The sequence below is a fragment of the Pseudomonas sp. NBRC 111140 genome, from assembly GCF_001320885.1.
GTDB lineage: Bacteria > Pseudomonadota > Gammaproteobacteria > Pseudomonadales > Pseudomonadaceae > Aquipseudomonas > Aquipseudomonas putida_P.
On record NZ_BCBQ01000002.1, the window covers coordinates 150,576 to 173,870 of the forward strand.

The 23,295-nt window shown below is 62.0% G+C and carries 26 protein-coding genes; 9 read left to right on the plus strand and 17 right to left on the minus strand.

The genetic code is table 11. From position 1 onward, the window contains the following. The first annotated feature begins 3 nt into the window (after window positions 1-3). The 3 genes from APH42_RS01345 to APH42_RS01350 all read left to right on the plus strand — a co-directional run bounded on the left by APH42_RS01345 (window position 4) and on the right by APH42_RS01350 (window position 2,200). Window positions 4-1,110, plus strand: a complete 1,107-nt coding sequence (locus APH42_RS01345; protein ID WP_060492531.1) for a carboxylate-amine ligase — start codon at window positions 4-6, stop codon at window positions 1,108-1,110. Between the two features lie 106 nt (window positions 1,111-1,216). Continuing rightward, window positions 1,217-1,354 carry a PSPA7_2676 family Cys-rich small protein gene (locus APH42_RS30075; protein WP_169725120.1) on the plus strand — a complete coding sequence of 46 codons (138 nt, stop codon included), beginning with the start codon at window positions 1,217-1,219 and terminating at the stop codon, window positions 1,352-1,354. A 9-nt stretch (window positions 1,355-1,363) separates the two neighbouring features. Then, entirely contained in the window at window positions 1,364-2,200 is an 837-nt protein-coding gene (locus tag APH42_RS01350; protein WP_060492532.1) for a Ku protein, read from the plus strand. 1 nt (window position 2,201) lies between these two features. On the opposite strand, the gene APH42_RS01355 is transcribed toward APH42_RS01350, so the two are convergent. Genes APH42_RS01355 through ligD form a run of 5 tightly spaced genes read right to left on the minus strand, consistent with a single transcriptional unit; the run spans window position 2,202 to window position 7,711 of the window. Continuing rightward, window positions 2,202-2,864, minus strand: coding sequence for a glycosyltransferase family 2 protein (locus tag APH42_RS01355; protein ID WP_060492533.1), 663 nt, complete (start codon window positions 2,862-2,864; stop codon window positions 2,202-2,204). Continuing rightward, window positions 2,861-3,460 carry a bifunctional 2-polyprenyl-6-hydroxyphenol methylase/3-demethylubiquinol 3-O-methyltransferase UbiG gene (locus APH42_RS01360; protein ID WP_060492534.1) on the minus strand — a complete coding sequence of 200 codons (600 nt, stop codon included), beginning with the start codon at window positions 3,458-3,460 and terminating at the stop codon, window positions 2,861-2,863. Before APH42_RS01360 ends, APH42_RS01355 begins: the two co-directional genes overlap by 4 nt. Then, on the minus strand, window positions 3,457-4,227 hold the full coding sequence (locus APH42_RS01365) for a PIG-L deacetylase family protein (protein WP_060492535.1): 771 nt from the start codon (window positions 4,225-4,227) through the stop codon (window positions 3,457-3,459). The genes APH42_RS01360 and APH42_RS01365 overlap by 4 nt, the downstream gene beginning before the upstream one ends. Next, entirely contained in the window at window positions 4,224-5,249 is a 1,026-nt protein-coding gene (locus APH42_RS01370) for a hypothetical protein (RefSeq protein ID WP_060492536.1), read from the minus strand. The genes APH42_RS01365 and APH42_RS01370 overlap by 4 nt, the downstream gene beginning before the upstream one ends. After that, window positions 5,246-7,711: a DNA ligase D gene (gene ligD, locus APH42_RS01375; RefSeq protein ID WP_060492537.1), complete on the minus strand. Its 2,466-nt coding sequence runs from the start codon at window positions 7,709-7,711 to the stop codon at window positions 5,246-5,248. Before ligD ends, APH42_RS01370 begins: the two co-directional genes overlap by 4 nt. A 154-nt stretch (window positions 7,712-7,865) precedes the next feature. On the opposite strand from ligD, the gene APH42_RS01380 reads away from it, so the two are divergent. Both APH42_RS01380 and APH42_RS28945 read left to right on the plus strand, forming a co-directional pair. Beyond that, entirely contained in the window at window positions 7,866-8,327 is a 462-nt protein-coding gene (locus APH42_RS01380; RefSeq protein ID WP_060492538.1) for a hypothetical protein, read from the plus strand. Then, window positions 8,324-8,554 (plus strand): metallothionein, encoded by a 231-nt coding sequence (locus APH42_RS28945; protein ID WP_081238088.1) that lies wholly within the window; start codon window positions 8,324-8,326, stop codon window positions 8,552-8,554. The genes APH42_RS01380 and APH42_RS28945 overlap by 4 nt, the downstream gene beginning before the upstream one ends. A gap of 81 nt (window positions 8,555-8,635) precedes the next feature. Here the strand turns inward: APH42_RS28945 and APH42_RS01385 are convergent, their stop codons facing one another. From APH42_RS01385 to APH42_RS01405, 5 genes are read right to left on the minus strand one after another with little or no spacing between them, the layout of a single operon-like run. Then, a complete protein-coding gene (locus APH42_RS01385; protein WP_060492539.1) occupies window positions 8,636-9,064 on the minus strand; it encodes a hypothetical protein in 429 nt (142 codons plus the stop codon). A gap of 27 nt (window positions 9,065-9,091) precedes the next feature. Beyond that, window positions 9,092-10,051 carry a lysylphosphatidylglycerol synthase domain-containing protein gene (locus tag APH42_RS01390; RefSeq protein WP_060492540.1) on the minus strand — a complete coding sequence of 320 codons (960 nt, stop codon included), beginning with the start codon at window positions 10,049-10,051 and terminating at the stop codon, window positions 9,092-9,094. Further along, window positions 10,051-11,250, minus strand: a complete 1,200-nt coding sequence (gene clsB / locus APH42_RS01395) for a cardiolipin synthase ClsB (RefSeq protein ID WP_060492541.1) — start codon at window positions 11,248-11,250, stop codon at window positions 10,051-10,053. The genes APH42_RS01390 and clsB overlap by 1 nt, the downstream gene beginning before the upstream one ends. Then, the gene (locus tag APH42_RS01400) at window positions 11,247-12,020 is read right to left on the minus strand and encodes an endonuclease/exonuclease/phosphatase family protein (protein WP_060492542.1); all 774 of its coding nucleotides are present in this window, start codon (window positions 12,018-12,020) and stop codon (window positions 11,247-11,249) included. The genes clsB and APH42_RS01400 overlap by 4 nt, the downstream gene beginning before the upstream one ends. Beyond that, entirely contained in the window at window positions 12,017-12,937 is a 921-nt protein-coding gene (locus APH42_RS01405) for a DUF72 domain-containing protein (protein ID WP_060492543.1), read from the minus strand. The genes APH42_RS01400 and APH42_RS01405 overlap by 4 nt, the downstream gene beginning before the upstream one ends. 166 nt (window positions 12,938-13,103) lie before the next feature. On the opposite strand from APH42_RS01405, the gene APH42_RS01410 reads away from it, so the two are divergent. Together APH42_RS01410 and APH42_RS30080 are read left to right on the plus strand one after the other, a co-directional pair. Further along, complete coding sequence (locus APH42_RS01410) at window positions 13,104-13,484, plus strand: low affinity iron permease family protein (protein WP_060492544.1); 381 nt, start codon at window positions 13,104-13,106, stop codon at window positions 13,482-13,484. Between the two features lie 83 nt (window positions 13,485-13,567). Then, on the plus strand, window positions 13,568-13,732 hold the full coding sequence (locus tag APH42_RS30080) for a DUF6021 family protein (protein ID WP_169725121.1): 165 nt from the start codon (window positions 13,568-13,570) through the stop codon (window positions 13,730-13,732). Between the two features lie 48 nt (window positions 13,733-13,780). Here APH42_RS30080 and APH42_RS01415 read toward each other — a convergent pair whose 3' ends face one another. The 4 genes from APH42_RS01415 to APH42_RS01430 form a co-directional block, all read right to left on the minus strand. Continuing rightward, window positions 13,781-16,225, minus strand: coding sequence for a TonB-dependent receptor (locus APH42_RS01415; RefSeq protein ID WP_060492545.1), 2,445 nt, complete (start codon window positions 16,223-16,225; stop codon window positions 13,781-13,783). A 137-nt stretch (window positions 16,226-16,362) separates the two neighbouring features. Next, window positions 16,363-17,319 (minus strand): FecR domain-containing protein, encoded by a 957-nt coding sequence (locus APH42_RS01420; RefSeq protein WP_060492546.1) that lies wholly within the window; start codon window positions 17,317-17,319, stop codon window positions 16,363-16,365. Beyond that, on the minus strand, window positions 17,316-17,822 hold the full coding sequence (locus APH42_RS01425; RefSeq protein WP_060492547.1) for a sigma-70 family RNA polymerase sigma factor: 507 nt from the start codon (window positions 17,820-17,822) through the stop codon (window positions 17,316-17,318). Before APH42_RS01425 ends, APH42_RS01420 begins: the two co-directional genes overlap by 4 nt. Window positions 17,823-17,984: 162 nt before the next feature. Next, window positions 17,985-18,524 carry a type 1 glutamine amidotransferase domain-containing protein gene (locus APH42_RS01430; protein ID WP_060492548.1) on the minus strand — a complete coding sequence of 180 codons (540 nt, stop codon included), beginning with the start codon at window positions 18,522-18,524 and terminating at the stop codon, window positions 17,985-17,987. 167 nt (window positions 18,525-18,691) lie between these two features. Between APH42_RS01430 and APH42_RS01435 the strand changes: the two genes are divergently transcribed. Next, on the plus strand, window positions 18,692-18,934 hold the full coding sequence (locus APH42_RS01435; protein WP_060492549.1) for a hypothetical protein: 243 nt from the start codon (window positions 18,692-18,694) through the stop codon (window positions 18,932-18,934). Continuing rightward, a complete protein-coding gene (gene xth, locus APH42_RS01440; RefSeq protein WP_060492550.1) occupies window positions 18,931-19,728 on the plus strand; it encodes an exodeoxyribonuclease III in 798 nt (265 codons plus the stop codon). The genes APH42_RS01435 and xth overlap by 4 nt, the downstream gene beginning before the upstream one ends. Before the next feature lie 115 nt (window positions 19,729-19,843). Here the strand turns inward: xth and APH42_RS01445 are convergent, their stop codons facing one another. The 3 genes from APH42_RS01445 to APH42_RS01455 all read right to left on the minus strand — a co-directional run. Next, window positions 19,844-22,387 (minus strand): EAL domain-containing protein, encoded by a 2,544-nt coding sequence (locus APH42_RS01445; protein WP_060492551.1) that lies wholly within the window; start codon window positions 22,385-22,387, stop codon window positions 19,844-19,846. A gap of 148 nt (window positions 22,388-22,535) precedes the next feature. Continuing rightward, entirely contained in the window at window positions 22,536-22,784 is a 249-nt protein-coding gene (locus APH42_RS01450; RefSeq protein WP_060492552.1) for a hypothetical protein, read from the minus strand. A gap of 78 nt (window positions 22,785-22,862) precedes the next feature. Beyond that, a partial coding sequence (locus APH42_RS01455) for a hemerythrin domain-containing protein (RefSeq protein WP_082421363.1) occupies window positions 22,863-23,295 on the minus strand: 433 nt, incomplete at its 5' end.

The following is a 23,295-nucleotide window of genomic DNA, read 5'->3' on the forward strand; positions in this document are numbered from 1 at the left end:
GTCGTGGCGCGGCAGTGCACGTTTGGCATCGAGGAAGAATACCTGCTGGTGAAGCTGGCCACCGGGCAGGTCATGGCGGCTCCGTCAGCAGCCGTGGCCAGCTGTTGTCGGGATGCGCTGGGCCCGTGGTTCGCCGAGGAAATGTTCCACAGCCAGATAGAGCTCGCTTCGCCCATATTCGACGCACTGCACCAGGCGCGTGATTTCTTTGGCGAGCGGCGTCAGCGCCTGGCCCAGGCACTGGCCGACGAGGGCGCCGGGCTGTACGGCGCGGCGAGCCACCCCAGCGCCCAGTGGCTGCGCCAACGCCCACGTGGCACCCCGCACTATCGCCAGTTGTTCGACGATTATCAGCTGGTGGCCCAGCGCAGCCTGTTGAATGGCTTGCACGTGCACGTTGGCGTACCGGTGGGCATCGATCGGATGCGGGTGATCAATCGGGTGCTCTACTGGCTGCCCTTGTTGTTGGCGCTCAGTACCTCGTCTGCGTATTGGGGCGGGGAGGATACCGGCTACATGAGCTACCGCCGCGTGGTGTGCGGGGAATGGCCGCACATGGGGCTGCCTGAGCCGTTGCCGGACTGGAGCGCGTACCAGCGCTACCGGGCATTGCTGCAACGGACCGGCAGCTTGGCCAAGGACGGCGACTTCTGGTGGGCGATCAGGCCCTCGCGGCGGTTCCCTACGGTCGAGCTGCGTATCTGCGATGGCTGCCCGCGGCTGGAAGATGCACTGGCCGTCGCCGGCCTGTTTCGCCACCTTGTCGAGCTGGCGCTGGCCCGCCACGATGACCCCGCCAGCCGCGAGATGCGCTGGGTCACCCAAGAGAACTACTGGCGCGCCCTGCGTCAGGGCCGCCTGGCCACCTTCATCGGTGTCCACGAGCAACAGCCGGTAAGCGCCGAAGGTTGGCTCATGCAGTTGCAGCTGCAATGCCCGCCGGACACTGCAGATGCCGAGCGTTCATTCATTCAGGCCCGGCACATCCTGCGCGAGGGCAGCAGTGCCGATCGCCAGCGGCAGGCCTTCGCGTTGGCCCGTGAACAGGGCCTGGATAACCGCCAGGCGATGCGCGCAGTGGTCGGGCAGGTGATGAGCGATCATCGGTAGGCCGGTGGCGAGCCGCTGCCCTTGGAAATCCGGATAAACCTTCGCGGCGCCTTGGAGTCAGTTTCAGTAAGGGCCCGGATACTCCAGAGGGCCAGGGAGGTGGCTGATGAAACTCTACTGCCTGCTGCGTGGCTGCCAATGGCGCAGCCTGCTGGTGTGTGAAGTCGCCGGGTTTCACTGCCAGTGTTGCGAACGCTGTGGCGCGCTGCGCTACAGCCAGCCCGGCCAACCCTTCAATACGTAGGAGCGGACCATGGCCCGGTCAATCTGGAAAGGCGCGATCAGCTTCGGCCTGGTGCACATCCCCGTCTCGCTGAATACCGCCGTGCGCAGCGAGCGTGTGGACTTCGACTGGCTGGACAAGCGCAGCATGGAGCCGGTTGGCTACAAGCGAGTAAACAAGGTGACCGGCAAGGACATCGACAAGGAGCACATCGTCAAGGGCGTGGAGTACGAGAAGGGCCGTTATGTGGTGATCAGCGAGGAAGAAATCCGCAAGGCCAGGCCCGAGGCGACCCAGACAATCGATATCTTCTCGTTCGTCGATGCCGGCGACATCCCGCTGCAACAGTTTGACACTCCCTACTACCTGAGCCCCGACCGTCGTGGCGGCAAGGTCTACGCCTTGCTGCGCGAGACCCTGCACAGCACCGGCAAGGTGGCCCTGGCCACTGTGGTGCTGCACACCCGCCAGCACCTGGCCCTGCTGCGCCCGCTGGAAGACGCGCTGGTGTTGATCACCCTGCGCTGGCCGGAAGAGGTGCGCGGGCTGGATACGCTGGAGCTGGACAAGAGCGTGACCGAGAGCAAGGTCGACAAGCGTGAGCTGGACATGGCCCGGCGCCTGGTGGAGGACATGAGCGGGCAATGGACGCCGGATGATTACCATGATGCGTTTCGCCAGACCATCCTCGACCTAGTGGAAGAGAAAGCCAGCAAAGGCAAGATCGAGACCGTGGACAAAGGCGAGGGCGCGACGGCTGAGAAGGGCGCCGACATCATCGACCTCACTGAACTGCTTAAACGTAGCCTCGGCGGAAAGACCAAAGCGAAGAAGCCGGCAGCCAAGCGACCGCGCAAGGCGTCATGAGTTATGCAAACGGCCCCTCCAGCGCCTTGAGATAGTCCCCAAAGCCCTCGCGCGCACGGCTGTCCACCCGGCTGCTGGTGGCCACGCTGTGCGCTGCGGTCCAGACGATCTGTGCGCCGCTGGCTTCGAGGGCGAGCACCAGATGCACATCTTCATGCGCCGGCAATGGCTGGAAGCCGCCCACGCGCTGGTAGGCCTTGGTGCATACACCGAGGTTGGCGCCATGGATATGTCGATGCCCGTCTCGTGCCTGATAACGGCTGCGGTACAACTGGCGTAACGCTGCGTTCTGCCACGGCTGCCAGCGTTCGATGTGCACCGTGCCGCACACCGCGTCCGCGCGCCATTGCAGTTGTGACACCAGCCAATGCCCAGGCACGCGGCTGTCGGCGTCGGTGAAGGCCAGCCACTGGGCACCGCGCTCGATCATCCACTCCGCGCCCAGCCGCCGGGCGATGCCGACGTTGCCGGCCTCCAGTTCCAGGGTATGCACGCCATGGCGGCGGGCGATGCGCGCGCTGGCGTCGACACAGCGGTCGAGCACCACCAGGACCTCCACTGCCAAGCCCGCCGCTTCCGCTTGCGCCACCGCCAGCTTGACGGCGGCCAGACAGTGCCCGAGGCGACGAGCTTCGTTGTGGGCGGGTATGATGACGGCGATCATGGGCAGGTCTCGTCAAGGTCCACCACGCTGGGCTGACACGACCAGTATTCGAGCAGGAAGTCTGCCTCCTCGTGGCGCAGCACTGGATAAAGTGGCAGATGCCTGGCCAGCAGGGCATGCACCTCGCGGCCATCCTGCGGGCAACCGGCGATGGGATGGCGCCAGTGGCAGGCCAGCAAACCACCGTCATACGCCAGGCTGGCCACCGATTGCTCGATCACCTGCAGCCAGTCGGTGGGGTCCAGGTAGTAGCCGATTTCGCTGAGCACGATCAGGTCGAACTGCCCGCCCGGCCAGTCGCCCGGCAGGTGGCCCTGTTCGACATGGGCGTGGCTCACACCTGCAAGCCGCTGACGGGCAAGGGCCACGGCGGTCGCGTCGATGTCCTGGCACGACAGGCTGGCGCAGCGTTCGGCCAGCAGGATGCTTAGCTCGCCATTGGCGCAGGCTGGCTCGAATACGCGTTCATAGCATTGGCGCGGCAGGCTGGCCAGGGTCAGCTCGCGCTTGCGCCGTTCGTACCAGCGGGTACGAAAGGCCCAGGGGTCATCGCTGCCGGCATACAAGTCGGCGAAGTACTGTGCGTCCAGGCTCATGTTGCCTCCGTTGACAGGAATATCAGCTCGAACGGTTGCAACAGGCAAGCCTGCAGCTGTTCTGACACAACCGGTGGCCGATCACCATCGGGCTGCAACTGGCTGGCATGTGCGGCAAGGGCTTGGCGCTTGAGCGCCAGATGCTCATCGCACAGCTGCAGGCGGTGAGCCCGGGGCCAGGGCAGGCGCGGGTCATCGGGGCTTGCCCAGTGCCAGGCCCAGACCGGGACCTCAGCCAGTTGTACACGCCTGGCCTGGGCAGCCTGGGCACAGGCGCGACCTGCTGCTTCGTGGTCGCAATGGCCGTCGCCGCGCCATGTGGTCAGCAGCAGGTCGCCAGGTTTGAGCAACTGGTTCAGGTGATTGACCAGGAAGGCTTCATCATGGGGCAGCGCGCCATCCTTGAGGTTGAGTCGTCGCCAGTCCAAACGGTTGAGGTCCAGCCCAAGCAGTTGCAGGGCATGGCGGCTTTCCAGTAGGCGCTGATGACGCAGGCGGCGCTCGGGCCATTGCGAGGAATGCGGGTGGCTGCCCTCGCCATTGGTAGCAGAAATCAGCAGCACGTCCTGTTCTCGTCCCTGGAAGCTGGCCAGCAGCCCGCCGGCCATGAAGATTTCGTCGTCCGGGTGCGGAGCCAGCAGCACCAGGCGCCTTCCGGGGGGGCACAACTGCTCGGGCAGCGTCCAGCTGGCGCGGGCCAACTGAGCAGAATGCTGCCAAGCGCCCCATGGCGTTCCTTGCGCAGCCTGTATCAAGTTCTGGCTCATAGTTGCCATGCTCCCGCCGGCAGGCCGGTCAGTTGCCGGCCCAACTCGGCCAGGTCGCGTTCGGCATGGCTCTGGCGTATGTATACCGGCAGGTCGGCACTGAGCCGGGCGAAATGGCTGCTGCAACAGAACGGCGTGGCACCGAGCGCCCGGCCGACATGCTGAATGACCTGCTCGACCGCCTGCTCGACCTGGGCGCGGGTGCGCCGCACCTCGAAGCTGGCGTCGTCCTGAGGGTGGAGGTCGATCCAGGTGGCGCATTCGCGAAGGGCGGCACGGGCACCGTACAAGGCAGCATCGACTGCGCCCAGATGCGCATCGGCATGCGGGTCGCGCCGGGGTTTACGGCAATGTTCGCGAAGGTAGTCCGCCAGGGCCTCGGCGGCGCCATACCAGCAAGCGGCGATACCCGCGCCGCCTTGCCAGAAGCCGGGCCGGGACAGGTACTGGCCGGGCGAACCGATGGCCAGCCCTGGCGAGTCGTCGAATTCGATGACGACACTGCGGGTGGCGGCCATGCCTACGGCCTGCCAATGCTCGGCCAGGATGCGCTGGCTGGGATGAGGCAGTTCGATGGCCACCAACTGAGGCTGGTCGTCTTCCCAGGCCGTGAGCAGGGCACGGTCGACCTGCAACGCGCCCGAACACCAAGCCTTGCGGCCTTGCAGGCGCACGCGTTCACCGTCCCGCTCGACGATGTATGCCCGGGCATCTGGCGGCTCGGCGGCCCACACGCCCCAAATGCCGTTGGAGGCATGCTGGGCGGCACCGCATTCGGCGAGGATCGCCAAGGCGTCGGTATGGCCTTCATAGAGTTTGGCCAGGCTTAGATCGCAACCGGCGACCCGCGCCAGGACGCGCCAGCGTTCGAGCGTGCAGCCCTGGCCGGGCAACGGGAGCACGTCGAGCCGTTCGCCCTGCAAGGCCTGCATCAGTTCTATTAGCGAAGCGTCGCGTTCGATGGCCTGCGAACGGTGAGCAAAACGGTGTAACAACGAATCGAAGTGGGTCAGTTCCATCATGCAATACCCAACTGCTTGCGCATACGCAACGTGATCGACTGGCGTGTCTTGCCCATTTCGGCCCACGGGTCTTCGACCTGTGCAAGCCGCGTGTGAAGGTTGCCGATGTTCCACTGGTTGGCACCCTTGAGCTGGCTCAGTTCCTCACGCCAGATCGGCACCGACACCGGCAGGACCTCGCGGGCCCGCAGCGAGTAGGCGGCAACGGTGGTGGCACCCTTGCCGTTACGCAGATAGTCGATAAAGATCCGCCCGACCCGGTTCTTCGGCCCGGACACGGCGCTGAGACGATCAGGGAACAGCCCGGCCATGTGGTTGACCAAGGCATGGCTAAAGTCCTTCACCTCGTCCCAGCCAGCGCGTCGGGTCAAGGGTACGACGAGGTGCATGCCCTTGCCGCCGCTGGTCTTGAGAAACACCTTCAGGCCCAGTTCGTCGAGCAGGGTAAGGATCAACTGGGTGGCCTCAAGCATGGCTTTCCAGGGCAGCGCCGGGTCAGGGTCCAGGTCGAGGACAAAGCGGTCGGGTTTATCGAAATCCTTGGTGGTGGCATTCCAGGTGTGCAGCTCAAGCGTGTTCATCTGCACCGCGCCCAGCAGGCTGTCGGCGCGGTTGAGCACCATGGCCGCCTGGCCGGCCTGGGCCTTGTTGTAGCTGAGCACCTTGGGAATATGCAGCTGGCCGGCGTTTTTCTGGAAGAACAGTTCGCCGTCCAGACCATCCGGGGCCCGGACGAGGGCTACAGGCCGGTCCTTCAGCTGTGGCAGCAGCCAGTCGGCGACCTGAGCGTAGTAGTGAGCGACCTCGCGCTTGGTGGTACCCGTGGTTGCGTCGACCACGCGGTCGGGGTGGGTCAGGCGCAGGGTGCCCAGGTTCTCGGGTTCTGTCTGTGCTGCGCGCTTGGTGGGCATTGCTCGCTCCAGGTCGATGGCGGTGGCAGGTTTATCGTCACGCAGGCCGTGGAACACCGAGTGGCGAACGATGCCTTCACGGGTCATCTGGGCATAGGCGACCTCTGCCAGCAGCTGTGGTTTGAGCCAATGCACGCCGCGGGCTTCGGCACCGGTGGGTGGTTTCGGCAAGGGCGATCTGTCGGTTTGCAACGGCTTGAGGCGGGCGTGAATGCTATCCAGGGTGGTAGCGCTGAAACCGGTGCCGACCTTGCCGGCGTAGCGCAACTGGCCGCTGCCGTGGTCGTGCAGGGCCAGCAGCAGGGCGCCGAAGCCGTTGCGGCTGCCTTTGGGGTCGGTGTAGCCTACGATCACGAATTCCTGGCGCTGCTTGCACCTGAGCTTGATCCAGTCGCTACTGCGCCGGCCAACGTAGGGGCTATCGGCACGCTTGCCGATCAGGCCTTCGAGTTCCAGCCGGCAGGCGCTATCGAGCAGTGACTCGACGGGTTCCTCAAAATCGGCGGAATACCTGAGTACCTGCGATGCATGGCCTTCCAGTAACCGGGCCAGGCTGTCGCGACGCCGTTTTAGCGGCAGTGCACGCAGGTCCTCGCCACCCAGCCAGGGCAGGTCAAACAGGTAGTAGGTGATGCGCTCGTCATGCTCGGTGTCGAAGGCGTTCTGCAAGGCCTGGAAGTCGGCCACGCCGTTGTCGTCGACCACTACCATCTCGCCGTCCAGCCATGCCGAGTCCAGGCCCAGGGCCTTGAGCGCCTCGACCTGCCGGGGCATCTTCGCACTCCAGTCGTGGCCATTACGGGTAAACAGGCGTATGTCGTCACCGTCGATACGCGCCAGGATGCGGTAGCCGTCGAATTTGACTTCGTAGCGCCAATCGCCGCTTGGCGGGGAGTCGACCAACGTGGCCAGTTGCGGCTGGAGCGTATCCGGCAGGGGTTTGCGGCCGACTCGCTTGTGCCTGGCGGTGGTCGCCTTGGCCGGGCTGCGCGGGGGCAGGGTACGTTCGCTCAGCACGCTGTCCGGCAGGGCCTCGACAATGCTGTAGTCCGTTTCACTGCGTGCCTGCCCATCATGAGACTTGACCAGCATCCACTGCTCTTTCTTGCCGGCCAGGTGAGTACGGAACAGGTTCCAGACCCCTGACAGTTTTTCGCCCTGCAGGCGAAAGCGCAGCTTGCCCTTTGCATAGGCTTCGCGTGGGTCGCCTTCGGGCTCCCAGACACCCCTGTCCCAGACGATCACATCGCCTGCGCCGTAGTGGCCTTCAGGGATGCGCCCTTCGAAATCGGCGTAGTCCAGTGGGTGATCCTCCACATGCACTGCCAGGCGCCGAACCTTGGGATCCAGTGAGGGGCCCTTGGGGATGGCCCAGCTCTTGAGGGTGCCGTCGAGCTCCAGGCGAAAATCGTAATGCAGGTGGCTGGCATCGTGCTTCTGGATGCAGTACTGCAGCGCATGGGCCGAGCGGGGACAGGCGCGTTTACCAGCCGGCTCGGGCGTGGCATTGAAGTCGCGCTTGCGCTGGTACTCCTGCAGGGGTTTGGCCATGACGGGCTCCGGAAGGGTTCGCGGGTCTCAGGATTGGGAGGCGGCGGTGGCGCGAGGAGTTCAAAAAATGCGAGGGGTGAGGGCTGGCAGAAACTCTGAATCATTTGCCGCCGGGGAGAGTCGACCGAGTGAAGCCCACAGACGGAGAACGTTCATGTCCACACCCGATGACCCAAGACCGCCCATTGAGATCGACGACACCGAGGACCGCATGGGCAGCGTCCACGAGCTGGATTTCAGCGAACGCCGCGATGAACGCCAGGGGCGTGTCGGCGACGAGCGTCCGGCGCGGGAGATCGCCGAGGATTACCCGCCCCGGCGTGTCGCCGAAAGCGGCATGACCGGCGGCGAGGCGCTGAGCGACAGCCTGCACGAGGACAATGTCACCCTCGATGACCTGAGCCCCGATACGCTGCTCGATGAGACCGGTGCCCGCGATCCGCATGAGCCTGGCAGCGGCGGCCCGGCGGACAAGACCTTGCGCCAGGTGGAGGCCCACGAGATCGGTGCCGGTTCCGGCCTGGACGAGGCCGAACTGGCCCGCTCCGCGCCGCTGGACGGCGAGCTGTGGACCGATGAGGTGGTACCCGATGATGAAGGGAGAGAGCCGAAATGAATGAGCAACGTTGTTCCTGCACCCATTGTTCTTGCACCGTGGATGCCAATGCTGTGGTCCAGGATGGCAAGGCCTATTGCTGCGAGGCCTGTGCGAAGGGCCATCGCAATGGCGAACCCTGTCGAATGAGCGACTGCAAGTGTGGTGAGTTGGCTGAGTCGAAAGAGTCCAATGTCGATAATGCACTGGAGGAAACATTCCCGGCGAGCGATCCGATTTCGCCATGAGGCCAGTTGCTGCCAGATGTGAGACGGGAGTTGGGATCATGTGGAAACTCACCCGTCACGCATCTGGTTTGAGTTACGCCCTCAATGGGTCTGCCAGACACCGTTATTGCGTTCGCAATCGCTGCGGGCCTGGCCCAGGCTAGGGGTGTCGTAGTAGTAGGTGATGATCCGCGCATCCTTGGGTAGTGCAGGGCGGGTGGCAGGTTCATCACGCCCAGCGGCATCGGGGTTGGCCAGTGTCTCCTGCGTCAGTGGCGCGATACAGCTGCCAACGCTGCCGTCGGGGCAACGCTCAACCCGACGCTTCTCGTTGTTCAACATCTCTTTGCTTTCGTTGCTGCACGACCAGGCAATCGCCTCAGCGGGAATGTTGCCGTAGCTGTAACAGGTGTGTTGCTGCACGGGTTTGACCGCCTCGCTGGATGAGCGGGTAACCACGTCGCAACCTTCGGCCAACACCTGCCCGCAGCTCAGGGTGCCCAGCATTGCCATGTACAGAGCGAATCGCATGATATACCTCCCGGGCACCAAGGCCCGTCAGCGCTTGTCGAGGGCTGCCCCGACCTGCTTGCGCAGGGCCTTGGCGCGCTTCTCGAGAACCAGGTAGGTCACCACCGCCAACAGCAGCGGGATCAGGTAGTACAACGTTCGATAGCCCAGCAGCGCCGCGACCAGGGTGCCTTGGCCTAGCTGGCCGTGGAGCAGCGCCAGGAATACGGCCTCCAGTACGCCGAGCCCGGCGGGAATATGGGCGACCACCCCGGCCACGCAACTGATCAGCAACACACCCAGCACCGAGGGATAGAACAGCTCAGCGGGCAACAGCAGGTGAATCAGCGCTGCCATCAGCGCCCAGTTGCTTGCGCCCAGCGCGACCTGGCAGAGCGCCATACGCAGGCTTGGCAGGGTGACTTCGTGCCCGCGCAGCGCCCACGTGCGCCGCGTGGCGAAGGCGCAGGCGCACAGGTAAGCCAACGCTATCGCCACCATCAATACGCCGATCAGGCGCAGGCCGCTGGCACCCACCGCCCAGCTTTCCGGCAGCTTCACGAAGCCCAGGGCGAATACCGAGCCGGCCAGCAGCAGGTAGCCCATCCAGTTGGTCAGTAGCCCCAAGGTGAGGATGCGGGTGATGGTCGGGGTATCCAGGCCCAGCCGGCTGTACAGGCGATAACGCAGGGCCACGCCACCGACCCAGGTGGTGAAGTTGAGGTTGAACGCATAGCAGACGAATGCTACCGGCAGCACTTGACGGGCCGGCAGGCGGTGGCCGGTGTAGGCGCGGGCGAGCAGGTCGTAACTGGCGAATACCAAGTAGCTGCACAGGGCCAGCAGCAACCCCAAGGCCAGGGTCGAGGGCCGGTACGCCAGCAGCGATTGGCGGACTTCGTTCCAGTCCAGGTTGCGCGCGAGGGAGAACAGCAGCACTGGTATCAACACCAGAAACAGCACGGTCAGAAAGCGTTTGCCCCATGTCTTCCAGCGGGTAGTGGCCATCAGGTCTTGCCCCCGTGGTAATCGGCCGGGGCCTCGCCGTCGGCTTGCAGCGACTGCAGGCGCTGCCGGTGCGCCGGAAACCAGCCGGCGATCTGCGGGAAATAGCGCGTGATGTGAAAGCCCAGGAAGATCAGCGGAGCACGCCACCAGTAGCCGCGCACCATGCGCTCCAGCGTCACGGTCTTGCAGTGCTCCCGGCTCAGTTCGGTCAAGTGCTGGTACAGTTGTTCGTTGAACGCGGGGTCGCGTATCAGCAGGTTGGCCTCAAGGTTAAACGACAGGCTCAGTGGATCGAGGTTGCTTGAGCCTACGGTGGACCAGTCGTTGTCCACCAACGCAACCTTGCCGTGAAGCGGCCGCTGGCAGTACTCATGGATGCGCACGTCGTCGCGCAACAGGTAGTTGTAGAGCAGCCGCGAGAGCGCGCGTACCCAGCGCATATCCGGTTGCCCCTGGAGGATCAGCGTCACCTCGACCCCGCGGGCGGCGTTGCGCAGTTCGCGCAGCAAGCGGTAGCCGGGGAAGAAGTAGGCGTTGGCCACGACGATTCGTTGCCTTGCTTCACGGAAAACCTGAAGGTAGCAGGCTTCGATATCGTTGCGATGGCGCTGGTTGTCGCGTTCCACCAGCACGGCGCTGGCCGGGCCTGAAGCGATGCCGCCCGGCGCAATCCTGCTGGCGGCATCCAGCACCGGTGCGAGCATGCGGCAGGAAGAAGCATGCACCTGGGCCACCACTGGGCCGACGACCTCCACGGCGTAGTCCTGCTTGGCCTGTGGGCCGAAGTCACCCAGGTGGTCGGCACTGTAATTGATGCCGCCGATGAAGGCGCGTTGACCGTCGATCACCAGGATCTTGCGGTGCAAGCGGCGAAACAGATTGGTGCGCATGCCCACCAGCCGTGGTTGCGGATCGAACGAATGGAAACGCACCCCGGCCTCGGTCATCGATGAGATGAAATCGTCAGGCAGGTCGGCGGTGCCGTAGCCGTCCACCGCCACCTCGACCCGCACCCCGCGTCGCGCGGCATCGATCAGGGCCTGGCGCAGGGGCTGGCCGACTTTGTCGTCGTAGATGATGAAGGTTTCCAGGAGGATTTCCTCGCGTGCCTGGGCCATGGCCTCGAATACGCGGGGGTAATACTGCTCGCCGTTTATCAGCAACTCGACGCGGTTGCCGTCGCACCAAGGCAGCTTCATAGCGTCACCTGCGCCACCAGCGGGGCATGGTCGGAGAGGTGTGACCACGGGTATCTGGACAACACCCGTGCTTCGCAAGCTTGTGCGTTACGCAGGTAGATGCGGTCCAGCCGCAACATCGGCAAGCGCGCGGGAAAGCTGCGTGCCGGCTTGCCGAAAGCCTCCACCAGGTGGCCCGACAGCCTCGCATCTGCTTTCAGGCGCCAATCGTTGAAGTCGCCAGCGACGATGACCGGCTCATCCGGCGGCAGGCTGTCAAGCAATGCCTGCAGCAGGCCGACCTGCCGCTGACGATGCGCTTCACGCAGGCCCAGGTGTACGCAGACTGTGTGCACCTGTTCATGGCCCGGCACTTCCAGCTGGCAATGCAACAGGCCCCGTTCTTCGTTGCCATGGACCGAAACATCCAGGTTGTCATGGGCACGGATGGGAAACTTGGACAGCAGGGCGTTGCCATGGTCGCCATGGGGGTAGACCGCATTGCGGCCATAGGCGAACTGCGGCCACATGCTGTCGGCGAGGAATTCGTACTGGGGTGTCTTTGGCCACTTGGGATGGCGCTCGGCATGGTGTTGATGACTGCCGTGCACCTCCTGGAGAAACACCAAGTCGGCGCCGGTCGAGCGTACCGCCTCGCGCAGTTCCGGCAAAATGAAGCGGCGGTTGAACAGGGTGAAGCCTTTGTGCACGTTAAGGGTCAGTACCGTCAGGCGATGTACGGCGGTGACCTTGTCGATGATGCAGCGGGGGGCGGGCAGTGTCGGGTTCATAGCGGCTCCTGCGGCTCGACGCCTGGTTCGGTCGCCAGCTCGCCGTCAAGGCCTAGCTTGTCCAGCAGGCGGCGGGCATCGTAAGGGGCATGGACTTTCTGGTCGTTGTCGAAGTAGCAGTAGACGTCACGGGAGGTGCGTTTTGCCGGGGCGCGACGCACCACACGCTGAGCATCCTCAGGCTGACCGCCCGCAGCCCAGGCCTGGATGCGCAGGCGCCAGCGGCGCAGTGCCCTGGCCGTGTAGCCGCTGCTGTACAGTTCGACATCGCCATGCAGGCGCAGGTACATGAAATCGGCCGTGACCTCTTCGACATAGGGCCATTTGCCGGCGCTGTCGGCGACCACCAACGCAACCTTGTGCTTGCGTAGCAGGTTGATGAAGGTGTCGCAGAGGAAGCTGGGGTGGCGGATTTCCACGGCGTGGCGCAGGCGCGCATTACCCGGCACGGCCACGCCGCCGTTGCCTTGCAGGCGTTCTGCGGCGTGGCGCGCAATGCTGCGGGCGGCTTTGCGGTCGCGTGGCAGCTTGGCCAGAAAGTCGCCGAAGCGCTGCGCGTCGAATTTCAGGTTGGGGGGAAACTGCCACAGGAAGGGGCCGAGTTTGTCGCCCAGCAGCAAGGGGCCCGATGCGAAGAAGTTGGCAAGCGCCTCGTCGATTTCGCGGAGCCTGCGTACATGAGTGATGTAGCGCGGCGCCTTGACTGAGAAAACGAAGCCCTGCGGTGCCTCGTCACGCCACTTGCCATAGCGCTCGGGCGTTTGCAGGGCGTAGAACGAACCGTTGATTTCGATACTGTTGACTGCCCGTGAGGCAAACGCCAGCTCGTCGTCCTGGCGCAGCCCCTCGGGGTAGAAGTCCTTGCGCCATGGGCCATAGCGCCAACCGGAAATTCCAATGCGGATCTCGCTCACCATAGCCCCCTGAGCTCCTGTGCTTAACAGTAGCGACAGGCAGCAGGACGAGATTGTTCACCGGGATTGACGAGTGGATGGCTATGCAAAATTGGGAACTTTGCCGGTGTTGCAATCCTCCACCGGATGCCAGGGTTGCACCGCGGTACACCACGAAGGAGGCTCAGCGATGAAATTTGATCGTTTTGCACAATGGCTAGCCAACCACAGCGGGCGGCCGTTGACCTTCTTTATTGCCTTGATGTTGATCATAGCCTGGGGCGTAAGTGGGCCCTTGTTTCATTTCAACGACACGTGGCAGCTGGTCATCAACACGTCGACCACAATCATCACGTTCCTGATGGTGTTCCTGATCCAGAATACCCAAAACCGTGATAGCGACGAGTTGCACATCAAACTGGACGAACTGTTGCGCACTACCCAACGGGCGCACAAGGCATTGCTCGACCTTGAGGACATGGGGCCTGCTGAACTCCATGCGCTTCGAAAGCGGTACCAGCAACTGGGGGAGCACGACGAAGCGGGCCCAGGCAGGGACGATCCCCATTGAAATGTTCAGGAACAAGCCATGGCGTTGTCTAGGCAGGGGCAAGGCCGTGACGGTGACACACACACACACTCGGAGAACGGATGATGAACAAACCCGACGAGCAGCGGCAAAAAGGCCCCCATTCTTCCGATCATGCAACGAAGGATGAGGACCTGGGGTTCGACCCGGACTCTCCGGACTTGGACGACCCTCAATTGGACCCACAAGGCCCGGCGAAAGCACCCAGGGATGTAGAAAAGAAACCGTGAGCCTGGCTAGCGTGCCCGGCTGTGTGAGAGCCGGGGGCAGCGCAGCTGTCAGAATGTGTACTTCAGCGACAGCATCAGGTTGCGTTGCTCTCCGTAAACGCTGCTCGGCACCGTGACAGAGTTGCTGAGCGCGTTGTAATACTTCTTGTCGAACGCATTGTTGAGATTGACGCGCGCATCGATGTGTTCGGTCGGCTTGAACCCCAACATGAAGTCCACCAGTGTGTAGCCATCCTGCTCGATCATGTAGGTGGTGTTTTTGTTGTAGATTCGATTCTGGTGATAAAGGGAGGCCCCCACACGCCATTGGTTGAATTGCCCTGGCAGGGTGTAGGACGTGCTCATCTTGAACAGATGGCGGGGAATATCGGTGTCGAAGAGGCGGCCCTCGTTTTCCTTCTTGGCATCCTTGACATACTTGGCTTCGGCAAAGGTATAACCCGCAGCCAGTTGCCAATCAGGCGTCAATTGGCCCTGAACCTCCAGTTCTATGCCCTTGCTGCGCACTTTGCCTGCCGCTTCGTAGCACGGGGTAGTGGGAGCCGTAGGGCAACCGTCGGTAAATGACTTCGCGCGGTCCTCCTGGTCGATCTGAAAGAGGGCGGCCGATGCGTTCAGTGCCCCGTCGAAGTACTCACCCTTGATGCCCAGTTCATAGTTTTTCCCGGTGATCGGCGCAATGATATTGTCGGAGGCATCCCGGTAGTTCTGGGGTTTGAAGATGTCGGTGTAGCTGACATACACACTGTGATGCTCGTTGATGTCATAGATCAGGCCGGCGTACCTGGTGACATGCCGAGTGACTTTGAGCTCGCTCGGGGCGGTGCCTTTGTAGGGCGAGGAGGTGGTGTTGTCGTACCAGTCCAGGCGGCTGCCCAGGATCAGCTTCAGCGGGTCGGCCAGGCTCAGGCGTGTGGTGGCATAAACGCTGTTGAGCTTGGCATTGGTGTTCTGCCAGCCGTACTTGTCCTGGCTCGGCGGTTTTGGCGTGGCGCCAGCGTCCCAGTTGTAAAGGTCGATGTTGCTGTTGAGCAAGATGTTGTAGGGCACGTCCCCGTTGAACACCACCCGCCGGTGACTGGCGCCGACCACCAGTTCGTGGTCTCGGTCCATCAGGCGAAACGGGCCGCTGGCGTAGGCATCGAAGCTGTTCTGGGTTTCCCGATAGTGGCCCGCGCCGACGAACTGGTTATAGGCCTGGGTGGTGGTGTTAGCGACCAGATAGGTGCCCAGCATGTCCAGGTCGGCCCAGGTCTTGGTAGCCGAGATGTTGAGCTTCCAGCCGTTGTCCAGCAGGTGTTCCAGTGCCGCGTAGGCAGAGGTGCTGGTCTTGTCCCAATACTCCCAGTCACTGCTCAGCGACGTAGAGCGTGACAAATGCAGGTCACTGCCGTCGAAGCCCACTGGCAGGCCGGTCCAGCCGTTGCCATTGTTGTTGTCTTGCTGGCGCGATGCACTCAGGGTCAAGGTGGTGCTGTCGTCCAGGTCGGCCTCAAGGATGCCATAGAACAGGTTGCGTTCGTTTTCCAGGGTGTCCCGGTAGCTGTTGCCGGTCTGATACGCCGTCACCATTCTGCCGCGAACGGTTCCACTGTCGTTGAGCGCCCCGGAGACATCGACCTCGGTGCGGTATCGGTCCCAACTGCCCATGCTGCCTTCGATGCTGGCCTGGAATTCCCGCGTCGGCCGCTTGCGGATCAGGTTGATCGATGCAGCAGGGTTGCCCGCACCCTGCATCAGGCCGGTGGCACCGCGCACGACTTCGACCCGGTCATACATGGCCATGTCGGCCGACAGCAGGTCCTGGGACACCTGTGAGCTGTCCAGGCTGGTGGGCAGGCCGTCATACATGATGTTGTCGAGGGAAAACCCCCGGGCGTAGTACGAGGATCGTTCGGGGCCCGTCCGGCGCAGGGTGAGCCCAGGGGTGTTCTGCACCACCTCGTTGAGGTTGGCGAGGTTCTGGTCCTCGATGCGTTGGCGCGTGATGATCGTGACTGATTGTGGTGTCTCGCGCAGGGACAATGGCAGTTTGGTGGCCGTCTGCGCTGAACGTGTGGTGTATGAACCGGTACCTTCGGTGGTGCCAGCCAGCAGTGCGCCGGTTACGGTAGTCGCCCCCAGTTCCAGGGCACCTTCGCTGTCCGCTGCCACTTCTATTATGTAGCTGTCCGCACGCTTGAGCACGCGCAGGCCGGTGCCGGCCAGCAGTTGGGCGAGGCCGTCACTCACTGAGTAGGTGCCGCTGAGCCCCGGGCTATGCTTGCCGGCGGTCAATTGTGCGTCTGCGGACAGCAAGATGCCGGACTGGCTCGCGAAACGGTTCAGCGCCTGATCAAGGCCCCCAGCCGGGATGGCGTACTGGCGTGTCTGTTCGCTTGCGTAGGCCAGTGCTGCAGGCACGGCAAGCAGTAAAGGGGCGCCGCCGAGCAAGCTGGCAAGCAGGATGTGGTGGGTCAGCCGTGAACGGGTTGGCGTGGGCAGGTGCGACACTCTGAACGATCCTCTTGAGAAGGCTTGTTGATGGGTTTCAAGAGGTATCCCGTACAACTCGACCAAAACGACAACACTGCACAAACTCTTTTTTGCCATTCAGGCCGGAAGCAGACGGCCAGCAGCCTTCTGCGTTTCTAAGCCGGGCTGACGTTGACCCAGAAGCGCGTCAATCTGTGTATTTTTACGGGTAGCGACTGCTGAACGGCCATTAGCACGCGGTCGGTGTCTGCCAGGGGAAACACCCCCGTCAGTGGCAACTGCGCTACAGCGGGGTCGCAGCGAAGCACGCCGGGACGATGGCGAGCCAGTTCGGCGACGAAATGCCCCAGCGGCATGCGTTCGGCGATCAAGCGGCCGTCTAGCCAGGCGATGGTGTTGAGGTTGGCTGGCCCGAGGTCGCCGAGGCGATTGGCGGAAAACCAACGACTTTGTCCTGCCTGCAGGCGGCTGGCGGGCGCCTGCCGCGGACGCAACTTCAGCTCGCCTTCAAACAGCTCGACATGGCTGCCACCCTCACGCTGGTACACGGAAAAGCGTGTGCCCAACGCCTGGATTTCCCCCTCTGCAGTTTCAATAATCAGCGGGCGCTGCGCCGGGTCATGACCACTTTCAAGCAGCAGTTCTCCAGCAATCAGGCAAATGCGCCGCTCTGACGTGTTGAAGCGGATATCAACCGCAGTGCCGCTGTTCAGGCTAAGCCGGCTGCCATCGACCAGCGAGCGTCGCAAACATTCGCCAGTGCCGCTGCGCAGGTCTGCCATGGTTTCGCGCCAAGGGGAATGCGAATGCACCAGATAGCCGCTCCCGCCGGCCAACAGCAACATGCCAAGCAGCTTGAGCGTCTGCCGACGACGCGCATCGGGCAGCTCGCGCAGCACCCCTAGTGCTGTATCCGCAGGGACACCGCTCAGGGTACTTTGCAGGCGCTCCAGGCGTCGCCATGCACGATCGTGCTCCGGGTCCGCGGCGCGCCATTCAAGAAAGCGCTGCTGTTGTGCCGCTTCGAACTCACCGCTCCAGTGCAGCATGAGCCAATGACTGGCCTGCTCGAAGATTGCGGGGGAGAGCGGTGCTTCGCTGGCGTTTTTCATTCAGCGTACAGGACCTGATAGCAAGCAGTGATGGCGCGGAGCATGTACTTTTGTACCGAGCTGACGCTGACGTCCAGCCGAGCTGCGATCTGTGTGTAGGTCAGCCCTTCAAATTGCGACAGCAGAAATGCCTCGCGTACCTTTGCAGGCATGTTGTCGAGCATGGCGTCGATCTGCATCAGGGTTTCGATCACGATTGCGCGGGTTTCCAGTGACGGCGTCTCTGGCTCGGGCAGGGCTGCGAGGCTCTCCAGATAAGCTTGGTGGATACGCTGGCGACGCCACTGGTCTATGACCAGGTTGCGGGCGATCTGCACCAGGAATCGACGGCCGTCACGCTGTTCCGGCAGGCGGCGGGTTACCAGCAGGCGCAGGAAGGTGTCTTGAGCGATGTCCGCCGCCCGCTCGCGATCACCCAGGCGGTGGCGCAGCCAGCCTTGCAGCCAGCCGTGGTGATCGCGATACAGGCTGTCAATGGGTTGCAGTGGGGTGTCGATGGGCACTTCACCTTTCCGCTAATCAGATGCATATGGGAATTAATCGCGATTGTAAGGTGGTGTGCCGGTTTTGCAAACCGTTGCAGCAAAAGTCAGGTCAATGCGTGCAAACGGAGTTGGTGTGTTGAACTGGCAAACCAGGTGTTTGCCAGTTCACAGGTCAGGGAGCTAGCCCGCAAGGGCCTTGACCAATTGCTCGCTGAAGGCGGGGATATCATCCGGCTTGCGGCTTGTTATCAGGTTGCCGTCCACCACTACCTCTTCATCGACCCAGTGGCCACCTGCATTGCGGATATCATCCTGCAAGGTCTTGTAGCTGGTCATCCGTTTGCCCTTGGCCAGTCCACTCGATACCAGCAGCCAGGCGCCGTGGCAGATTACCGCCAGTGGCTTGCTGGCCGAATTGTGGCTTTTGACCAGTTTCTGGGCGCCAGGTATCAGGCGGATGGTGTCGGAATTCTGTACCCCACCCGGTAGCACGATGGCATCGTAAAGGTCGAGGTGGGCGCTGTCGAACGTCGCGTCCACCGCAAACTCATCGGCCGGCTTGTCATGGTTCCAGCCGCGGACAGTACCTTCCTTGTCACTCAGGATGTCGATCACGGCCCCGTTTTTCTGCAAGGCTTCGCGAGGTCCGGTCAACTCCACTTGTTCGAAGCCATCGGTGACCAGAAAGGCAACGCGCTTGCCACTCAGTTTTGCACTCATCGTTCAATCTCCGTTTTTGCCAGGTGTGGATGTGGGACGTCTCGGACGGGGTGAGAAGTTCCAATGCACTCCTTCAGTGGTATGGGATGCTGACCGACTGGCCGTTGCGGTTGAACATTGCGCAGCACTAGGGCTCTCACTAGCAGGGATAGAACGAGGCGGCCGTCATGAACATCGAACGCAGCATTCCTGAACTTGAAGCCTGGTACGCGCAGTACGACGACATCAGCTACCGGCGCGAATCGCCGGACGCCTACCACCATGAACTGGTTCGCACCGCCGAGGCATTACGGGACGATGGTGCGATTGACTGGGATGACTGGTTGAGGCTGAAGGCACTGGCCGATGAGGCACATATCCGGGCACTGGAAGATGCCGTGCAGGCTCACGTGAGCGACCCTGACGCATGAAAGCGCTGAAGATCGCCACCTTCAACATCAATGGCATCCGCAGCCGCCTGCCCGCACTGTTGGCCTGGCTGGAGCGGGAGCAACCGGACATTGCCTGCTTGCAGGAGTTGAAGGCGGCCGATCAGCAGTTTCCTCGCCAGGCCATCGAAGCTGCAGGTTATGGTTGCCTGTACCAAGGGCAACCCTCCTGGAACGGCGTGGCGATCCTGGCGCGTGATAGCGAGCCGCTGGAGGTGCGTCGCGGGCTGCCCGGCATGCAGGACGATCAGCAGAGCCGCTATCTGGAAGCTGCGGCGCATGGTGTACTGGTGGGCTGCCTTTACCTGCCCAATGGCAACCCGCAACCCGGCCCCAAGTTCGATTACAAACTGCGCTGGTTCGAGTGCCTGATCAAGCATGCCCAAACACTGCATGGCAGCAGCCATCCTGCGGTGTTGGCGGGCGATTTCAATGTTGTGCCCACCGATCTGGACATCTATAACCCGCGCTCATGGCTCAAGGACGCGCTGCTGCAACCTGAATCGCGGGCGTGTTTCCAACAGTTGCTGGCGCAGGGCTGGGTCGACGCTGTTCGTCACCTGTATCCCGAGCAGCGCATCTACACGTTCTGGGACTATTTTCGCAATCACTGGGCGCGCAATGCCGGGCTCCGTATTGATCACCTGCTGCTCAACCCTGATCTCAGCCCTTATCTGAGGCGGGCGGGCGTGGATGCCTGGGTGCGCAACGAAGCCAAGGCCAGTGATCATGCGCCGGTCTGGATCCAGTTGGGCGGGCGCCGCCAGCAACGCTAGCTGTCAGCGGGGATGATCCGTGGAACGGGTGAATTAGACCGGCGTCTGGACTTGGCACCCATCGGGAAAGTTACACGCACATCCCCTCATCGCGTTCTCCGAGACGTGAATTCGCTCATGAGATCTGCTCCCTCATCATTCCTATCAGCGCTTCGTTTTCCAGCGGTTTGCTGAGCAGAAAACCTTGCACTTCATGGCATTGGTCATCGCTAAGGAGGGCCAGTTGCTCTGCGGTCTCGACACCTTCGGCAGTTACCGTCATACCCATTGCGTTGCCAAGATTGATGATGGCCTGGACCACGCTGCGGTCGCTGCCGCTCTTACCCAGATGCTGAACGAAGCGCTTGTCAATCTTGATGCTGTCGAACGGGTAGGTACGCAGGTAACCCAGAGAGGAGTAACCGGTCCCAAAGTCGTCCATGTTCAGGCGCACGCCCAGCTCCTTCAGTGCATGCATGGTATGCAGAGCGCCTTCAACGTCGTTGAGCATGACGTTTTCAGTGATTTCCAGTTCCAGTCGATGGGCCGGCAGGCCGGTGGTGCGCAATGCGTCGCCGACGTCGCGAACTACATCGCTGCGGCTGAACTGGGCCGGCGACATGTTTACCGATACGATTACCGCCTGTGGCCAGCCGCGCGCCTTATTGCAGGCTTCCTGTAACACCCAGTTGCCAAGCAGCACGATCAGGTCAGACTCTTCGGCCAGCGGGATGAACCTATCCGGGTGTAGCAGGCCCAGGCGTGGGTGTCGCCAACGCACGAGGGCCTCAGCCGATGCGAGCGACACCCCGTCGACCTTGAAGCGCGGCTGGAAGTGCAGCACAAGCTCGCCACGTGGTATGCCATCGCGTAGTTCGCTTTCCAGGACACGCTTGTCCATCAATGCTGCATTCAGTTGCGCTGAAAAAAAGCGCCAGGTGTTTTTGCCCGCCTGCTTGGCGCTGTAAAGAGCCACGTCAGCGTAGCGGATCAAATCGGTTGGCGTACCGGGATATTCGGCCGACATCACGACACCAAGACTCACACCCACTTGAACACTATGCCCCTCGACCTGCATGGGTCGTCTGATTGCCTCGATCAAGCGGATGCAGAATCGGTCCATGTCCTTGCGATCCCCTGGCCGGGTCACTACGACGATGAACTCGTCGCCTCCCAAGCGGGCAACCAGGTCACTGTCGCGGGTAACCTGACCAAGGCGGCCGGCCACCTCGAGCAACACCGCATCGCCTGCCGGATGCCCAAGGCTGTCGTTGATCGGCTTGAAATTATCAAGATCCAGTATCAGCAGCGCTACCTGGAGTGGCCCAGTGCTACTCATGGTTTGTTCGAGGAACCGAAACAGCTTATTGCGATTCGGCAGCCCGGTAAGGGCATCGTGCAAAGAGAGATGCTGAATCTGGGCATGTGCGGCTACTTCGTCGGTGATGTCGCTACAAGTGCCACGAAACCCGGTACAGACGCTCTGATCCACGATTGCGCGGGAAGCGATTCTGCAAATACGCTGTTGGCCCAGATGATCCTGATACTGGCAGCGTAGGGTACCGGAAGAGCTTGTCGCAGCCAGACTATGAAGCCAGGTCTGGAAATGGCTGGTATCACACGACAGCAGCTCGGTAATCGGGCGCTGTTGCCATACTTCTACAGGATGCCCGGTAAGTTCGCTAAAACGGTCCGACAGGTAGGTTAGCCGTAGGAGCACATCCGTTTCCCAGATCCAGTCCGATGCGGCTTCGGCCACAGCCTTGAAGCGCTCTTCGCTCGATTGCAGGGCAGCCCTGGATGTCATGAGCGCATGGTGGCTACGATCGATCCTCGTGCTGGCCCGCATCGCATAGCGTGCAAACAGTGCAATGGTCAGCGCAATCAGGAGCACGGCGATAGCGAGGGGCGTAATTACTGTCTTGATCAATTGGGTGCCAGGCTGCGGTAAATCCCAGCTCAGGGCGAGACCGATGCCTTGGAGGGCGAGAACACCACGCCCTTTACGCTGCTCGGTCGAATCGCTTACAGCCACGCCGGACAACCCCGCCAACTCGCCCAGCACCAACAGCACCTTCGGTGAGAGAACGCGAATGAACACCATCACTGCTGTGGGTTTCGGCAGGTGGTGGGGTTGGGCCTGTGGACGTATCAGTGCAGCGCTGTACAACGCCGGCAGGCCACGAAATACGATATATCCTGAAGTCGCCTGGTCATGCTGGGCGGCTTGGCGAGCAAGGTGCAAGATCTTGTCAGCACTGGAGGTGAGCTGCTCAAGCCCCTGCTGGCTGAGCTGACCTTCCAGCATGGCGTAGCGGGTACCCTCATCATCGAGCACGTATACTCCCTCATACCCATCGGCGGTGAAGAGCGTGGCGCCTACGTTGTCCTCGATGTATGCCCAATGCGTGTCGACCTGCCTCCCCAGGTGATCATAGGCGGCCTGCCAATCAGTGTGGGTCAGCAGGAACGTCCTGTCGCTCTTCTGCAGTTGTTTGATAGCCGAATCAGCATGAAAACGGCTTTGCTCCATTTGTTGGACGTCGAGCGCCCCGGCGAGGCGGTAGAGGGAGAACAGCCCCAGCAACAGGGCTAACAACAAGATCAAGGAGAACACCATGATGAGTTGCCCCACCACGTGACTACGGGTCGACATATCATTGTCAGCAAGCACGTCCATTGATTCACCGTCGCGGTCGAAGTCTCCCAGGGTTGACCGGTGAGCTGGCATGGAGGTCGATGGAACTGACGACCGGTGGTGGGCGAAAGGCGCCGTAGATAGACGAATACGGGCAGCATCGCTGGGCCACCTGCTTGTCAGAGCGTTATCACCCGGCAATTTCCAGTTGCGTGTTCTTCCGCCACCCCCGCAAATTCATCGCGCAGAGGCAGAACTGCAGGATTATCAGTGCCCAGGCATGTGCTTGCCAGCCCCACACGGCCCACAGCACGTTGCTTGCGATGAAACAGCAGAATCCTGTCTTCCTTCTGCCCGGACGGCCCGAACCGATGCACCAGGCTGCCACCACGGTCATCACCATGGCAGGCCATTCAAGTAACCCAATCCAATATTCCATGAAACCTTCCAACTGATGATGGGGAATCTGAAGCTGATCACCTGCCAGCGTTCAGGGCGCTGGCAGGTGCTCACTTGCTTAAGTCGCTCGCTGCTCGCCCTTGAGGATCTTTTTCTGCATTTCCATGGTTTGCCCAAGCTCCTCGAGGGTGTCCTTGCTGAGCAGTTTCTTCGCGGTGGGGAAGAGATCGCCTTCTTCTTCCTCGATGTGATGCTCCAACAACTCTTTCATGACCTTGACCCGCCCGGCGAATTCGACGGTGCCGGTTTCGGTATGCATAAGGTCGGGCAGGACGAGGGCGTCGACAGTCCGGTGTTCTTCCTTGGCCTCGTAGTACATCTTCGCTTCTTCCTTGCCACCCGCTTCCTTGATGGCCGGATAGAGAATTTCTTCTTCGAGCGCGGTGTGAATCTGTAGCTCCTGCTCAATTTTGTGGAGTAACTCAGCCCGTTTCTTTACCGCTCGCTCCGTAGTGGTCGACAGCTCTTCGAGCAGCTTTTTCACCAGCTTG

Coding starts and splice junctions, on each gene's coding strand:
- APH42_RS30075 (WP_169725120.1), top strand. CDS start 1,217: ATGAAACTCTACTGCCTGCTGCGTGGCTGCCAATGGCGCAGCCTGCTG.
- APH42_RS01350 (WP_060492532.1), top strand. CDS start 1,364: ATGGCCCGGTCAATCTGGAAAGGCGCGATCAGCTTCGGCCTGGTGCAC.
- APH42_RS01355 (WP_060492533.1), bottom strand. CDS start 2,864: ATGATCGCCGTCATCATACCCGCCCACAACGAAGCTCGTCGCCTCGGG.
- APH42_RS01360 (WP_060492534.1), bottom strand. CDS start 3,460: ATGAGCCTGGACGCACAGTACTTCGCCGACTTGTATGCCGGCAGCGAT.
- APH42_RS01365 (WP_060492535.1), bottom strand. CDS start 4,227: ATGAGCCAGAACTTGATACAGGCTGCGCAAGGAACGCCATGGGGCGCT.
- APH42_RS01370 (WP_060492536.1), bottom strand. CDS start 5,249: ATGATGGAACTGACCCACTTCGATTCGTTGTTACACCGTTTTGCTCAC.
- ligD (WP_060492537.1), bottom strand. CDS start 7,711: ATGGCCAAACCCCTGCAGGAGTACCAGCGCAAGCGCGACTTCAATGCC.
- APH42_RS01380 (WP_060492538.1), top strand. CDS start 7,866: ATGTCCACACCCGATGACCCAAGACCGCCCATTGAGATCGACGACACC.
- APH42_RS28945 (WP_081238088.1), top strand. CDS start 8,324: ATGAATGAGCAACGTTGTTCCTGCACCCATTGTTCTTGCACCGTGGAT.
- APH42_RS01385 (WP_060492539.1), bottom strand. CDS start 9,064: ATGCGATTCGCTCTGTACATGGCAATGCTGGGCACCCTGAGCTGCGGG.
- APH42_RS01390 (WP_060492540.1), bottom strand. CDS start 10,051: ATGGCCACTACCCGCTGGAAGACATGGGGCAAACGCTTTCTGACCGTG.
- clsB (WP_060492541.1), bottom strand. CDS start 11,250: ATGAAGCTGCCTTGGTGCGACGGCAACCGCGTCGAGTTGCTGATAAAC.
- APH42_RS01400 (WP_060492542.1), bottom strand. CDS start 12,020: ATGAACCCGACACTGCCCGCCCCCCGCTGCATCATCGACAAGGTCACC.
- APH42_RS01405 (WP_060492543.1), bottom strand. CDS start 12,937: ATGGTGAGCGAGATCCGCATTGGAATTTCCGGTTGGCGCTATGGCCCA.
- APH42_RS01410 (WP_060492544.1), top strand. CDS start 13,104: ATGAAATTTGATCGTTTTGCACAATGGCTAGCCAACCACAGCGGGCGG.
- APH42_RS30080 (WP_169725121.1), top strand. CDS start 13,568: ATGAACAAACCCGACGAGCAGCGGCAAAAAGGCCCCCATTCTTCCGAT.
- APH42_RS01420 (WP_060492546.1), bottom strand. CDS start 17,319: ATGAAAAACGCCAGCGAAGCACCGCTCTCCCCCGCAATCTTCGAGCAG.
- APH42_RS01430 (WP_060492548.1), bottom strand. CDS start 18,524: ATGAGTGCAAAACTGAGTGGCAAGCGCGTTGCCTTTCTGGTCACCGAT.
- APH42_RS01435 (WP_060492549.1), top strand. CDS start 18,692: ATGAACATCGAACGCAGCATTCCTGAACTTGAAGCCTGGTACGCGCAG.
- xth (WP_060492550.1), top strand. CDS start 18,931: ATGAAAGCGCTGAAGATCGCCACCTTCAACATCAATGGCATCCGCAGC.
- APH42_RS01445 (WP_060492551.1), bottom strand. CDS start 22,387: ATGGACGTGCTTGCTGACAATGATATGTCGACCCGTAGTCACGTGGTG.
- APH42_RS01450 (WP_060492552.1), bottom strand. CDS start 22,784: ATGGAATATTGGATTGGGTTACTTGAATGGCCTGCCATGGTGATGACC.